Origin of the sequence: Sphingobacterium sp. UBA7253 (assembly GCF_002472745.1) — a bacterium.
GTDB classification, from domain to species: domain Bacteria; phylum Bacteroidota; class Bacteroidia; order Sphingobacteriales; family Sphingobacteriaceae; genus Sphingobacterium; species Sphingobacterium siyangense.
On record NZ_DKSP01000163.1, the window covers coordinates 1 to 13,320 of the forward strand.

Below are 13,320 nucleotides of genomic sequence, written 5' to 3' on the forward strand. Positions count from 1 at the left end.
AGTGGGGAAGAACCAACATCATCGGAATATGCATTGAAGCGATCAATGATTTTCAACCAGGAATTAATGAGCAAACAGAAATAGCAGAAGCTTTATTAATTGATTATTTTAAGACGAGTTTGTATAATACTCATTTTACAAACGGATTGTCATCAAAGTTAAAGACCTTAAAAAATGTATACAAATTAGATTTTGACGCAATTATTGTAGAAATCAACAATGAAAATATTGGTAATTTAAAGGTCTTCTCGAATCATGTTGCACCTGATTATTATCATCAAGCAATACTTGATATTAGGAAACATGAGGGTAGAATATCACTTCTAAATCTAAAGTGAGTTTTATCGGGATAACATCAATATTTACAATATATCTCCATTCAGGATAAGTATTAGGATTTGTAATGAAATAAATTTATCAAAATAGAATTAGCTCAATGCCTCCAACAAATTCTTCAAATCTTGCTCAAAATCATGTGAAAAAAGTATGCTGACCGCACTTAAGGAGACACTATTAAATAGTAGTCTCCTTTTTTATGCTCAAAAATGTTGTCATTCAGAGTGTTAAAAACGACCTGCGCAGTTCGATTTTTTGATGCAAAAATTTTCGTATTTTATTCATATTAGGCTAAAAAGTGAGTATATAGCGTCATTAAGGCGTTTTTTCTACAGTTCGAAATCTCCTTAAGGATTTATTTTTGAGCTTAAGAGTATTCCCAGAGGATACTCACAATCCCATTTTTGGCAAATGGGGCGAGAGAAGTAGGGCTTTGCCCAACTTCTGCTTGCTCCTTTGTATCGTCCTATTATGGGGTTACATTTCGCAAAAACGCTGACTTTCATATGCTGTTTTACAGCGCTCAAAGTATTCAATTAGAATTAACACATGTTGCTAGTCTTTAATTAACCTGCCAACAATATTTTGATCGGTTTCTTCTTGAACAACGATATTACATAGGATTATATCTTTATTATCAAAGACCTGAAAATCGAAAAGTCTGGTAAGAACTTTAAATATTATGCCTTTTTTCTCGAACCGAGCATTTACTCCATGGCCATCTATAAACCTATCTACAGTTAAGCCTAAATAATCACCTGGAATTGGTAAATCAGCAATACTATCTGCGTGATATCCTTCTTCAGTTAGGTCTTCCTCGTACGGTCTTCCATTCCCATTTGGATTGTATTCTTGAAATCTGATCCGGATAGATTTCTGATCTTTGAAATCCAACCCATCCACTGCTTTAATTGCCATAATTTTTTCTTAACAAGTTACAAAACATAAATTATCAAATCAAGTTCATTTAAACCAGAAATTTTTTCCCCACCTATTTAATGATTGGTAATCTGGTTCTGTTAAACGCTGGTTTATTAAGATTATTCGATATCCTAAATTAGCATGATTAATTTTAAAATATATTGTCTCAAAAACTTGTATCAATAAACACTGTTTCATAAATTTATATGACATGAGTTTAATGTAACTAAATATGAAAATTGGGTATGCAAGAGTTTCGACCAGAGATCAAAATTTGAATTTGCAAATTGAAGCTTTGGAAAAGGCAGGTTGCGATAAAATATATAAAGAGAAAATTTCGGGATCGACCAAGAGTCGACCAGAACTTGACAAGATGCTTGAGCATCTACGGAATGATGATGAGTTGTATGTATGGCGATTGGATAGATTAGGCCGAAGCCTAAAGAATATTATTGATTTAGTTTTAGGTTTAAATGACAAAGGGATAATTGTCAAAGGTTTGACCGATGGTGTAGATACCAGCACAAGTAATGGTCGATTGTTTTTAAATATAATGGCTTCGTTTGCAGAATATGAAAGGGAGTTGACAAGAGATCGGACAAATGCAGGCTTACAATCTGCTAGAGCGAGGGGCAGAACCGGAGGAAGACCGAAAGGCTTTACAAAGGAAACAATAAGGAAGTTATTAATTATGCGCCCTCTTTATAAAGATCTGAGTAAAACTCCGGAGGAAATTTACGAACCACTCGGATTGTCTCGAGCAACCTTTTACCGCTATGCTAAAATTCTCGACAAGCATACTAATGATGAAATTAAAAATATGGAAGTTAATAAATATCAAAAAACGGTTTAAAATGAAAGCTATTGACTATTGTAAAAAATACGGTATATCGCAAACTCGGCTCGAATCTTAATTATCTAATATCAATAAATAGCGAATATTGCCTCTCAGAAGAACAGCAAGCGATCTATCCTAATCTTTTTAATAGTAAGAGGAAGGCTCTAAAAAAAATGCTGGTAAACCTAATCCTTGGAACAAAGATGAATTAAAGAACCGACCTTGGATATTAAAAAAGTAACATAAATTTCAATAAACAATGTGAAAAATTAGTTAATTATCTTCTTAACAGCAATGAGTCCATTTAAATACGAATTACAAGAGCTAAGCGAAATTAATACACCTTTTTATACAAGAATTGGCCTACTTAGCGTTCGATTTTCAGAAATTGAAAGTCTAATTACTCATATTATTGAGAAACTTATAAATTCCGATGATGAATTGATTAATCATTTTCTAATCAAAGAAAATTCACTTCACGTCAATTTGGAGCTAATAAAAAAGCTTTCATCTTTTCGACATTATGAAGAGGAAAGAATTTCGGAAATTGTTTCAAAACTAAAACCGTTACAAAGATTAAGAAACAGTTTTATACATGGTGTTTGGCTTGATGTGACAATTGAAAACAATGAAACTTGTATTTATTGCTCAGATCATAGATGGCAATTAACTAAAAGCAGTTCAAATAGAATACAATACTCAAGATATGATAGTAAGCGTTATACGACTCGGGATTTGGATAAAGAACTTATAACAGCTAGTGAAATATTGCTTGAACTAAAAAGACTTTGGCAGGATATTGATGAGGTCAATTATTTTTAAATATTATCATCACGATTCCAAAAAAAATGTTAATCCCGAGTTTACCAAAAAGTTTAGCAAATATTTAATTTTTAAAAAAATCACTAATCTCAAAAAACGATTTTATGAGTAAAAAAATTACAATCATTTTCATGAAATACTTGCAATTTACTATTATTACCGTCCTTCTTTTATTATTTAAAACATCTGTTTACGGACAAAATACCCGTGTTGTTGAGAGCTTTTATAAAATCCCTTTAAATTCAAGTAAATATGATGTAACATCGTTCATGGAATCTGATTTAGTAGATTTCTCAGTAAAAAAAACTTATAAATCTGATGTCTTTTTAGATGGTATTAGAGAAGCTATTAAATATGAAGGTGTAAATTTTGATCAAATTACTTTAATTTTTTATAAAGGAACGCTTTATGATAAAAAGTTAGACATTTTTTATATTGATCCAAAATATAAACATATCGCTGAAAAAGAATACCGAAACATTGATAAACATATAAGATCTTTTTTTAACATACTTAAAAGTGTTGAATCTCAAAGCATTAATTTCGGTGAGCAAGATGGAAATGGTATAACATATTTTGTTAAAAAAGACGGCAATAAATTTACTCGGCAATCTGGTCTTATGTTTAAAAGGTTATTTGATAGTCAAGGTACTTATGGTTACAAGATTGAGTATAATGTGACAGATGTATCGAAAACAGAATATGATATTAACAAATTATCTAAACCGGGGCTAGACTGATTGAGTTTTAACCAACTTTTGCCCTGAATGCTCTCAAAAAACGATAGAAAAAAGTATGAAAGATTATTACCGATTGAGTAAGTCAAAAAAGGAGGAAATAGCTCAAAATTTAATAGACATTATTGATAAAGGAATCCCACCTACATATGACACTAGAATATTTATTGGAAACTGGATCTTAACTGATCGTTCTGAAAAATTCAAAGCTTATTATGATGTATGGGAAATTGTACTGAAAAATTTTCTTCCTAAAACAAAACCAATATTGATTAGAAGTATCTCACGGAAATCTAAAGCAGAATATATTGCTAGTTTCACAAATTCTGTTTACTCTGCTGTTAAGTTCGGACAGGATAAAGGATATTGGATTATTTGTGATACAAAAGAATGTTTACCGTCATCAAAATCAAACAAAGGTAAATATAGATATACTTTTTATCCTTTAAGCCAAGTATTAAAAAAAGCAAAAGAAAATGGAGGTTGGGGATTCTCTGATAGATTATTAAGGGATTATGCCGGAGAAGATGAATACATAATGAAGATAGACTTCTCTGTAATGCAGCTAGTGAAATTTATAGAACACAATTATTAACAATAAATCTCAGAAACGATAAAGTATGAAGCCAAATCTATATAAACTAGAAGATGCCCATGGTATGAGTATTTTACATGTTAAAATTTTGAAGTTCCATCAAACCAACCTTTTTAATTAACTATATTTACGGTTTATTGTTCTAAATACCAATTTGGGAATTAACAAATATTTTATATAAATTTAACTTATAGCACTTGCAGCTAAAACGTATATCAAACCAGTGAGTTATTCGGTGAGCAGGTGAATGAAAGGTTTGTAAATTACTGATAAATAGATTGATGCAGGTAGGGTTCGATTCCCCTACGGGCTACAGAGAGGCTCCAAAGAGAGCCAGCAAGATTTAAAAACCGCATTTAAATACATTTAAATGCGGTTTTTTGTTTTATAGGGTTCGTTAAAATTCACTCAAATTCGACAAAAAGAATCCCCAAAAGCCCCCCCCGACAACTTGTGTATCCGACTTATATTCACTACCTTTCATTATTATTTAACGGCTTAAAATCAGATGATTATGAGTAGAACTGTAAAAATCGAATGTGGTATCAGTTTCCGGTTGAGGGAAACGGGAGCCACCAAACCAACGCCGATAACTTGCTTCGTGGAGTACAACGGCAAGCCCGTTGTGAAGATACCCACGGGAACAAAGGTACACCCCGCCAAATGGAACCCCGAAAAAGAAAGACCCATTGGCGGACTGAAAGGGCTTGAATCGGCAGAGGCGAACGCCATCGTCGAGAAGCTTGCCACAGTAAAAGCTACGGTTGAAAGCGAGTACCGAACCTACGTGAACAAGTTCCATAGCTATCCCGATAAGCCTATCTTCAAGGAACAGATCTTGCAATCGCTATCGGGAGCAACAACAGTAAAAGCATCCGACCTCAGCCAGTCGCTGATTTCCTTTTTCGACCGACAGGTAAAACTTAGCCGTGAGGGAAAGCGTACCGTGCTGAAAGGCAAACGTGCAGGAATGCGTTACAGGGAAAACACCATACGTTCCTACGAGGGTAGCCGGACACTATTGAAGGAGTACGTGGAGCATAGAAAGCTGAAAAGGCTGAACTTCGATAACGTGACAATGGATTTCTACTATGACCTGCGGGATTATATGTTCACAGACCGTAGTTTTTCGCTCAACTACTTCGGAAAGGTCATCAAGCACATCAAACTGTTCATGGGAGAGGCAAAGGAACTCGGTTGGCATGCCAACGAGATATACAAGTCAAAGGCGTTCATCAAGGTGGAGGAAGAAACCGATGCCGTATATAACGATATAGAACAGTTAGGGGCAATACATTCCGTTGACCTAACAGGCCATCCAGGTCTGAAGAATGCGCGCGACCTTTATCTGCTCGGCGCATGGAGCGGACTCCGCTTTCAGGACTATTCGGTATTAGCGGACAAAGCACGGGTTCATGGCGACTTTATCCATATTGAAACGGAAAAAACAGGGGTTTTCGTGGCAATTCCGATATTGCCAGTCACCCGTGAAATATTGGAAAGCTATCGCTTGGAAGATGGAACCTATCTTTATCCAAAGCCGATAAGTAACCAAAAGCTGAACGATTATATCAAGATTATCGGGAAAATGGCCGGACTTACCCAGCCTGTAAGAATTACCGTACCGCAGGGCGGTACAAGGGTACAGGTGACCATCCCTTTCTATGATGCTATGGGAACACATACGGCAAGGCGTTCGTTTGCCACCAATATGTACAAGCATTACAGGCTTCCAACGTTCACCATCATGAAGATAACGGGGCATACCACGGAAACCAATTTCTTCAAGTATATCAAGATGACCCGTGAGGAAAACGCACAGCTCATACTCGATACGGTGACCGCAAAAATAGAACTGGATAAGGCAGGATAACCAAAACAGAACGCACATGAATTTAAAGGATTTAAAACACCTAAATAGCTTACTTGCCGACTTCACTTGGTACGGTCGCACGTTCCTGCAAACGGGTACGGGTTTAGAATGGGATGCCATCGGCGGACGGGATTACTTTGCCACCGCTTGGATGGAATTTTTCAAGGGCATCAACGATGGCACATACCACCGATTGGCAGAGGCCACCACCGATGCCCCTTACATATCCCACTTTCGGGAGGAAGTACAGAAACAACTGAACCCGTTGCTTGCCGAACTGAAAGCGATGGACGTAGAACAGGACTTGCACAAGATAAAAGTGCGCATCGACGTAGAGAAATTCAAGCGTTACGAAACGAAGTTAAGGCAATTGAGCGCGGACGGCATTATTTTCGACATCATACAGGACGATGACGATATCCGCGACACCTACTTCATAGACGACGACCCCGACCACATCCGTTCCTACCTCATGCACGGCATAAGGGAAGTGCTCGACCGTTACACTTCCTCAGAGCAGGAGAAAATAAGAGGGCTTGAAAGCAAGCTAAAGGAACTTGAAACCGAGTTACAGGAAAAAAATGCTCTTTTGGCCGTACAGGATGCTGGGCGTATGGAGCTTGCCCGAACCGTAAAGGAACAGCAGGAGGAAATAACCGCCTTTACGGAGCGCAACCGCACGTTGGAGGGAATACTGTCGGAATACAGAAAGGAGGAAGAAGAAGCGGACAATGCGGTAATAGACCCATCCAGCCCCATAGAGAACGGCAGGCTCCGCATGTACTTCTTTTACAAGCTGGGGTTCCTTGACAAGTCCGTTTGGAACGATAGCCTAACATACGGACAAATGGGTAAGATTCTACAGAAAATCCTCGGTGGCAAACCCATCAAGGCGGATACGGCCGAACGTGATGTAAAACTGTTCAATGCCACGGGAAGTGCCAAACTAAAGGATTTTGAAGCCAAGAACGAAGATAAGGTTCTTAATTATCTGAAAACTATTTGCCCCGACATGGATTTTCCCAAAGGTAGGTTTGTCAACGACATTAGAAAGAACACGGGCAGGAGCGGATAAACACCCTTTGCGCTGTTTTATTTCCGTCCGAAATTCCGTATATTTACATAGACAAGTCTATAAAGAGAACATGAAAAAGAGAAAGATGGCAATGGTTGCCAGCCAAGTAAAGATAGACGAGGAAGACCTACGGGATATCCAGTTTTGGTTAGGCCGTCAAGCTTCCGAGCGGATAGCCGAAGTAACACGCCTGCGCAGGGCATATTACAGTTGGTTGCTCGGAACATACCCCCAACACATGGAAAAAATAGTAAGCCAGCGCAACGATGATATTTGAACAGGATTTTACCGACTTCGTCCAGCTTCTGAACGACCACCAAGTTAAGTACATGGTGGTAGGTGCTTATGCTCTTTCCTTTCACGGCAGGCCGAGGCACACGGGTGACCTTGATATATGGATAAAGCCCGATGAGGAGAACGCAGGCAAAATGGTCAAGGTGATAGACGAGTTCGGATTTGGCCAGCTTGGGCTTGCCGAGGAAGACTTCCTACGGGAAAATTACGTTACCCAATTGGGTTATCCGCCATTGCGCATAGACATCCTTAACGCCATATCGGGTATTGACTTCGATGAGGCGTACCATACCCGTCTGGAAACCGAAATAGACGGACTGGAAATATCGTTTATCAGTGCTAATGACCTCATCCGCAACAAGCGGAACGTGGGAAGACCCAAAGACATTGGGGATATCGAAGCACTTGAAAAGCTAAAAAAGCAACAAGAGGACGAACCTGCCCAAAGAAAAAGAGGACTAAGAAGATAGCCGATATATCTTAAACAGTACCGCAGGGCATCCCATCGAACAAAAATGAAATAGTGACCAATCCCCCTTTGAATCCCCCCGAACATTGCTCCATACAAACACGTTTGATATGGCGCAGATATTCACAAGCTATTCGGACAGGGAGTTCAAGGAAATCCTATCCGAGAATGTAAAGGAGGCCGTTAGAGAGGCACTCCACGGAGAAACGGCAGAAAAGCCGACCCCGCCCCCACAGAACATAGGTTACAGGACAAGAGCCGAGACACGGCTCATGCTCGGTGTTGCCTATTCCACCATGCATTATTGGGAAAAGGCGGGCATCCTCGTACCCCGACGCATCGGCCGAAAGGTCTATTACTCGGACGAGGCCATCCGTGATGCTCTTGCAAAGAGCGGAAAGGGGTTGAAATGATGGTATATCCAGCTATACCGTTAGCTACTTTTCTGCACATGCAGATAAGTAGCCACGCCGACCAAAAGCAGGCTTTCAGCCGGAAAGACAGCCGGAAAGAAATGCTATCCGCCGTCAGTTCTCCAAAGGTAAACCTTTGTAGCCCTGTAGGGAGCAAGTTTATTTTTTTGCAATGCAAAAAACCGTTCCCCCACTCTTTGCGGTGTGGGGAACGGCGGATGCTCCCGATGGTCGCAGTCCGTAAACTTGGGGAGGTTTGCCAATGAAAAAATTGGCAAAGGAAAAAGGAACGGACTTAAAAAAACGCACACGGGGACGACCTAAAAAAGCCATCACCCGAAGCGTTTCCTTGGTCGTCCGCTTGACCCCTACCGAACGGCTCGCCATTGCAAACAGGGCAAGGAATGCGAGCATGCGGATAAGTGACTGGTTCCGGCAGTCTGCAAAGACCTCGGTAATAAAACCGAGGCTGTCAAAAGAGGAAGCCAGCTACCTGCGTACCCTGTCGGGGATGGCAAACAACCTCAACCAGTTGAGCAAGCTCGCGCATACGGGTGGGCTTGTGTCAATCATGGCGGATCTGCGCAGGTTGCTCGGCGAAGTGGAGCGGTTAATGGAAAGGATCGGTAAAGATGATAGCTAAACTAATCGTAGGCAAGAGCTTCGGCGGGTGCGTCCGCTACCTATTGGAGCGTGAGCAATCAAAGGTTTTGGATTCGGCAGGCGTTAGGGATTACAGCATCAAGGCGATTACCAGTGACTTGAATGCCCAGCGCAGGATGCGTCCAAAGCTTGGCAATGCTGTAGGGCATACCGTGCTAAGTTGGAGCAACGAGGACAGTGCCAAGCTTACGGAGGAGAAAATTGTGCAGCACGCAAGGGAGTACATGGAGAAGATGGGTATCAAGAATACTCAATACTTTACCGTACTCCATACGGATAAAAAGCATCCCCATGTGCATATCGTCTACAACCGAGTGGACAACGATGGAAAGACGATAGGCAATTTCAACAATTGGCACAAAAGCCAAAAGTTATGCAGGGAGATGACGGAACGTTACGGCTACCATCTCGGTAAGGGCAAGGGAAAGGTGAACAGGCAGGCGTTGAAAGGAAACGACAGACTACGCTATGCCATTCTTGATGCCCTTAAAGACATCATGGCAAAAGCCACCACGTGGAAGCAGGTAGAAACGATGCTTGCAAGGCAGGGCATCGGTGTCCTCTACAAGTACCGCAAAGGAACGGACGAGGTGCAGGGCATTTCCTTTGAAAAGGACAGAGTGAAGTTCAAAGGTTCGGCAATCGACCGCAAATACAGTTTTGCAGGGATAGAGAAACAGCTAAGCGAAAACCGAGCAATGGGAATAACGCACTCCACTACGGAAAGCCCCACACTTGCCGACCAGATAAGGGAAGTACTCGGACAGCAGGAACAGCGGTCAGAGACATACGAAACGGGAATGGGTTTGCTCGGTGACCTATTGAACATGCCCGCTTCGATAGAACCCGAACCCGACCCCAATTGGCGAAAGAAAAAAAAGAAACCGGAGGAAGAAAAATCAAGAGGAATCAGCAGATAAAACACTAAAGAAATGAACGAACAGGAATTACAGACCACCCTAAAAGACCTACAGGAGATAATGGTGAGTATGGACAGACGTCTCGAAGAAATCGAAAAGCAACAGTCCAAAGCCAAAGACTATTCGGCAGAATTGACTGAAATAAGCGAAAAATTGGAGAGTAAAATAACAGAGGAAACGCTTGTCGGCATGAAAACGTCCGTCCTAAAGCATGTTAAGGCAACCGATAGCCTTGTCACCGCTTTGGAAGAACAGAAGAAAGCGATAGGCGAAATGCCACAGCCAATAAAGGTCAATGTGGAGCATCGCCTAACAGGGAGACAACGACCGTATATCATTACTGGAGCAGTCCTTGTGCTTGTGTCGATTCTTTCTCTTTTCGCCAGCTTCCAGTTTTGGCGGTCAAATTCCGCTTTGCACGATAGCGACATCAAAATCCGGATAGTAAGGTTGCTTTATCCCCCTGTATCGCTGGATATTGATTCCATCTACAACAGCAATCCAGAAAAACTTAAATCATGGGTAAAGCATGAGGAAGAAAGGTTACTTGCCATTAGAAAAGCCGAAGAAAATGCACGGCAATCCACGGAACAGGCGGAACGGGCAAAAGAAACGCTAAAACGACTAAAAAAGCAGGGCGATAATGATTAAAATGATGCAAAAAATGAATACCTTTGCAAAATATCATTTGCAACAAAACAATACAGTGGCACTAATTGAAACGAACGACCTAACCTTCGCTTTTAACAATAGAGACGATGTTTTAAAGAATATAAACCTTAACGTTGAGAAAGGTTCTATTTATGGATTCTTGGGGCCAAACGGCTCAGGTAAAACTACAACTATTCGGTTACTTTTGGGACTTTTACCAAACCTAAAAAATAATATTCAGTTATTCGGACAAAATCTCAAAAACAATAGAATTGAAATCCTATCAAAAATTGGGGCATTAATTGAGCAACCTTCCCTATATGACCATCTTTCTGGTTTTGATAATTTGGAAATCACACGGAAGGTCAGGAACATAAGCAAAAGTCGAGTTGATGAAACACTTAAAATAGTGGGGCTAAAATCAGCAGCTCAAAAAAAAGTAAAAGAATATTCTTTGGGAATGAAACAACGGTTAGGGCTTGCCGTAGCGTTGCTTTCCGAACCTGAATTACTGATTTTAGATGAACCGGTAAATGGTTTAGACCCAAATGGAATCATTGAAATCAGGGAATTACTTCTAAAACTAAACAAAGAAAATGGAACCACTATTTTTCTGTCAAGCCATTTACTATCTGAAATTGAAAAAATAGTAACACATTTAGGCGTTTTGAGTAGAGGAAACTTAGTTTTCCAAGGCAGGTACAATGATGTTAAAGAACTTCAAAAAAATTCGGCGATTATCCATATCCAGACGAGTAATAATGAAAAATCCTTTGATGTCCTTTCTAATCGTTATGTCCCTGTATTTTCGGAAAACTTGCAAATACAGCTTCCATATCAAAGCAAAGAGCAAATTGCTGATGTATGCAGATTGTTGGTAGGGAACAACATTGATATTTTCAGGATGCAGATAGAAAATAGTAACCTCGAAGAAATCTTTCTAAAAATAACTGAAAATTAAATGAAGAACGTGGTAAAGGGAATAAGTACTGAATTTATAAAATCGAAAAATACATTTGTCTCTTGGCTGGTAATTCTCGGAGCAGCATTTATGCCGCTTTTTGTCTCATTTGGTTTTTTGATCAAATGGGAGCAGTTGATTCCCGAACAAGGGAAGAATCCATGGGATGATTTTACTGAAATGTCATGGAGAGGAATGGGGTTTTTATATACACCATTTTTTGTTGTATTATTAATATGCCTGTTTCTTAATATTGAACACAAAAGCAATACATGGAAACACATTTTCACATTGCCTATTTCTAAGGGCACAATTTATTTCAATAAACTCATAACGCTGCTTATTTTTATTGTTTTCTTCTATATGCTGTACGTTCCATTTTGGGTGGGGTGTGGTTTTTTTGTAGGAATAATAAAACCAGCATTACAGTTGACAAAAAATACACCTGATTATGTGTCGATGATAAACTTATGTTTCCATTCATTTATTGCATCACTTGGAATAGTCGGTATACATTTTTGGTTAAGCTTACGCTTTAAAAACATGATAATCCCAATAGCTATTGCGGTTTTAGGTGGAATAATATGGGTAGCATTATATCAGGGAAGAGCTGAACAAATAACTTATTTCCCATATGCATATAATTACTCAACTATAAACCCACCACATTGGGTGTCATCGAAAATGTTTGGCATTTTTCCCCAACACGAAATATTCAGCATCGTGTATTTTGTCATGTTTTCCATTTTAAGCTATCGTTATTTTAAAACGGACTTTAAAGATAATTAAGCCTCTAAAAACGAGGATATAAAACAAAAAATTGTAAGACTTAGAAGAATTAACCAAAATAATCGCCCACCGCTCATTTTCGGCCTGCGAACCCCCACCGTTCTTGGCCTTGGCTGTTCTCGCTTTTGGCTGTTTACGGTGAATTTCTTTCGTGTCCTGCGGAGTTTTCTTCTTTCTTTTGTCAGCCATAGCGAACAACTTTATTTTTAGTAACTTTGGGGTAGTATCATTAAGATGTGCAGATATGGAAATTACGATAAAAATAGATAAGCGAAGCAAGCAGGCAAAAGTATTCTATGAATACCTTAAAACACTTCCTTTTGTGGAGCTTGAAGAACCTCGTTACAATAAAGATACTGAAAAGGCAATAAAAGAGGCTAAATCGGGCAAGGCGACCAAAACCACCCTTGAAGATTTTAGAAAAGAACTTTATTCGTAATGTATCAGCTTGAACAGACAGGGAAGTTCAAAAAAGATATTAAACTCGCAAAAAAGCGTGGTTTGGATATGCGACTTCTCGATGAAGTCGTTACCCAACTGGTTGAAAAAGGCTCACTCCCACCAAAGAACAAACCGCACCCGTTGACCGGTAATTACAAAGGATTTTGGGAATGCCACATCCAGCCCGATTGGCTGTTAGTTTGGGAACAGGACGACACCATAAGGCTTATTACATTAACAAGAACAGGTACACACAGCGACTTATTTTAAGCTTCGCTTTGATTGTCTAAAAAGAACCACAAAAAGAACCTCCGAATTTTAAAAATCGCTGTTTTTGTCAAGATAAAGCAATATTTTGAATCCCCCTACGGAATATCCATTGGAATTACGAGTATTAAGGTTTAAAATATACTAAGTTTTACATTAAATAAGGAAGCAAATAATAAAGAAATCTTCAGCTTAATGCCTCCAACAAATTCTTCAAATCTTGCTCAAAATCATGTGAAAAAAGTATGCTGACCG

General features: G+C 39.4%; 18 protein-coding genes. 17 read left to right on the forward strand and 1 reads right to left on the reverse strand.

Going from position 1 to position 13,320, the window contains the following annotated elements; translation table 11 throughout:
* Positions 1-338, forward strand: a 338-nt coding sequence (locus B2X72_RS16690; protein WP_286850785.1) for a hypothetical protein, incomplete at its 5' end; no start/stop codon positions are given.
* A gap of 553 nt (positions 339-891) precedes the next feature.
* On the opposite strand, the gene B2X72_RS16695 is transcribed toward B2X72_RS16690, so the two are convergent.
* Complete coding sequence (locus B2X72_RS16695; protein ID WP_286768317.1) at positions 892-1,254, reverse strand: hypothetical protein; 363 nt, start codon at positions 1,252-1,254, stop codon at positions 892-894.
* Positions 1,255-1,489: 235 nt separating this feature from the next.
* Between B2X72_RS16695 and B2X72_RS16700 the strand changes: the two genes are divergently transcribed.
* From B2X72_RS16700 to B2X72_RS16775, 16 genes are all read left to right on the forward strand, one after another.
* A complete protein-coding gene (locus B2X72_RS16700) occupies positions 1,490-2,110 on the forward strand; it encodes a recombinase family protein (RefSeq protein WP_286768316.1) in 621 nt (206 codons plus the stop codon).
* A 279-nt stretch (positions 2,111-2,389) separates the two neighbouring features.
* A complete protein-coding gene (locus tag B2X72_RS16705) occupies positions 2,390-2,917 on the forward strand; it encodes a hypothetical protein (protein WP_286768315.1) in 528 nt (175 codons plus the stop codon).
* A 104-nt stretch (positions 2,918-3,021) separates the two neighbouring features.
* Positions 3,022-3,657 (forward strand): hypothetical protein, encoded by a 636-nt coding sequence (locus B2X72_RS16710; RefSeq protein ID WP_286768314.1) that lies wholly within the window; start codon positions 3,022-3,024, stop codon positions 3,655-3,657.
* Positions 3,658-3,712: 55 nt separating this feature from the next.
* Positions 3,713-4,249, forward strand: a complete 537-nt coding sequence (locus B2X72_RS16715) for a hypothetical protein (protein ID WP_286768313.1) — start codon at positions 3,713-3,715, stop codon at positions 4,247-4,249.
* Between the two features lie 625 nt (positions 4,250-4,874).
* The gene (locus B2X72_RS16720; protein WP_286850787.1) at positions 4,875-6,122 is read left to right on the forward strand and encodes a phage integrase SAM-like domain-containing protein; all 1,248 of its coding nucleotides are present in this window, start codon (positions 4,875-4,877) and stop codon (positions 6,120-6,122) included.
* Between the two features lie 16 nt (positions 6,123-6,138).
* The gene (locus B2X72_RS16725) at positions 6,139-7,197 is read left to right on the forward strand and encodes a hypothetical protein (protein ID WP_286850789.1); all 1,059 of its coding nucleotides are present in this window, start codon (positions 6,139-6,141) and stop codon (positions 7,195-7,197) included.
* 70 nt (positions 7,198-7,267) lie between these two features.
* Complete coding sequence (locus B2X72_RS16730) at positions 7,268-7,474, forward strand: hypothetical protein (RefSeq protein ID WP_286850791.1); 207 nt, start codon at positions 7,268-7,270, stop codon at positions 7,472-7,474.
* Positions 7,464-7,961, forward strand: a complete 498-nt coding sequence (locus B2X72_RS16735; protein WP_286850792.1) for a nucleotidyltransferase — start codon at positions 7,464-7,466, stop codon at positions 7,959-7,961. Before B2X72_RS16730 ends, B2X72_RS16735 begins: the two co-directional genes overlap by 11 nt.
* A 109-nt stretch (positions 7,962-8,070) precedes the next feature.
* Entirely contained in the window at positions 8,071-8,373 is a 303-nt protein-coding gene (locus B2X72_RS16740; RefSeq protein ID WP_286850794.1) for a MerR family transcriptional regulator, read from the forward strand.
* 262 nt (positions 8,374-8,635) lie between these two features.
* Positions 8,636-9,016 carry a plasmid mobilization protein gene (locus B2X72_RS16745; protein WP_286850796.1) on the forward strand — a complete coding sequence of 127 codons (381 nt, stop codon included), beginning with the start codon at positions 8,636-8,638 and terminating at the stop codon, positions 9,014-9,016.
* Positions 9,006-9,956, forward strand: coding sequence for a relaxase/mobilization nuclease domain-containing protein (locus B2X72_RS16750; protein ID WP_286850798.1), 951 nt, complete (start codon positions 9,006-9,008; stop codon positions 9,954-9,956). The genes B2X72_RS16745 and B2X72_RS16750 overlap by 11 nt, the downstream gene beginning before the upstream one ends.
* 12 nt (positions 9,957-9,968) lie before the next feature.
* Positions 9,969-10,607 (forward strand): hypothetical protein, encoded by a 639-nt coding sequence (locus B2X72_RS16755; RefSeq protein ID WP_286850799.1) that lies wholly within the window; start codon positions 9,969-9,971, stop codon positions 10,605-10,607.
* Positions 10,608-10,620: 13 nt separating this feature from the next.
* Complete coding sequence (locus tag B2X72_RS16760) at positions 10,621-11,568, forward strand: ATP-binding cassette domain-containing protein (protein WP_286850801.1); 948 nt, start codon at positions 10,621-10,623, stop codon at positions 11,566-11,568.
* Positions 11,569-12,357: an ABC transporter permease gene (locus tag B2X72_RS16765; protein WP_286850803.1), complete on the forward strand. Its 789-nt coding sequence runs from the start codon at positions 11,569-11,571 to the stop codon at positions 12,355-12,357. It abuts the gene before it with no gap.
* A gap of 244 nt (positions 12,358-12,601) precedes the next feature.
* Positions 12,602-12,796 (forward strand): hypothetical protein, encoded by a 195-nt coding sequence (locus B2X72_RS16770; RefSeq protein ID WP_028297204.1) that lies wholly within the window; start codon positions 12,602-12,604, stop codon positions 12,794-12,796.
* Complete coding sequence (locus B2X72_RS16775) at positions 12,796-13,068, forward strand: type II toxin-antitoxin system YafQ family toxin (RefSeq protein ID WP_286850807.1); 273 nt, start codon at positions 12,796-12,798, stop codon at positions 13,066-13,068. The genes B2X72_RS16770 and B2X72_RS16775 overlap by 1 nt, the downstream gene beginning before the upstream one ends.
* Positions 13,069-13,320 lie beyond the last annotated feature (252 nt).

Bases quoted from the DNA above. Each gene is read 5' to 3' on its own strand.
- B2X72_RS16765 (WP_286850803.1), top strand. From the start codon at position 11,569: ATGAAGAACGTGGTAAAGGGAATAAGTACTGAATTTATAAAATCGAAA.
- B2X72_RS16695 (WP_286768317.1), bottom strand. From the start codon at position 1,254: ATGGCAATTAAAGCAGTGGATGGGTTGGATTTCAAAGATCAGAAATCT.
- B2X72_RS16740 (WP_286850794.1), top strand. From the start codon at position 8,071: ATGGCGCAGATATTCACAAGCTATTCGGACAGGGAGTTCAAGGAAATC.
- B2X72_RS16710 (WP_286768314.1), top strand. From the start codon at position 3,022: ATGAGTAAAAAAATTACAATCATTTTCATGAAATACTTGCAATTTACT.
- B2X72_RS16750 (WP_286850798.1), top strand. From the start codon at position 9,006: ATGATAGCTAAACTAATCGTAGGCAAGAGCTTCGGCGGGTGCGTCCGC.
- B2X72_RS16700 (WP_286768316.1), top strand. From the start codon at position 1,490: ATGAAAATTGGGTATGCAAGAGTTTCGACCAGAGATCAAAATTTGAAT.
- B2X72_RS16745 (WP_286850796.1), top strand. From the start codon at position 8,636: ATGAAAAAATTGGCAAAGGAAAAAGGAACGGACTTAAAAAAACGCACA.
- B2X72_RS16705 (WP_286768315.1), top strand. From the start codon at position 2,390: ATGAGTCCATTTAAATACGAATTACAAGAGCTAAGCGAAATTAATACA.
- B2X72_RS16775 (WP_286850807.1), top strand. From the start codon at position 12,796: ATGTATCAGCTTGAACAGACAGGGAAGTTCAAAAAAGATATTAAACTC.
- B2X72_RS16770 (WP_028297204.1), top strand. From the start codon at position 12,602: ATGGAAATTACGATAAAAATAGATAAGCGAAGCAAGCAGGCAAAAGTA.
- B2X72_RS16755 (WP_286850799.1), top strand. From the start codon at position 9,969: ATGAACGAACAGGAATTACAGACCACCCTAAAAGACCTACAGGAGATA.
- B2X72_RS16735 (WP_286850792.1), top strand. From the start codon at position 7,464: ATGATATTTGAACAGGATTTTACCGACTTCGTCCAGCTTCTGAACGAC.
- B2X72_RS16760 (WP_286850801.1), top strand. From the start codon at position 10,621: ATGAATACCTTTGCAAAATATCATTTGCAACAAAACAATACAGTGGCA.
- B2X72_RS16715 (WP_286768313.1), top strand. From the start codon at position 3,713: ATGAAAGATTATTACCGATTGAGTAAGTCAAAAAAGGAGGAAATAGCT.
- B2X72_RS16730 (WP_286850791.1), top strand. From the start codon at position 7,268: ATGAAAAAGAGAAAGATGGCAATGGTTGCCAGCCAAGTAAAGATAGAC.
- B2X72_RS16725 (WP_286850789.1), top strand. From the start codon at position 6,139: ATGAATTTAAAGGATTTAAAACACCTAAATAGCTTACTTGCCGACTTC.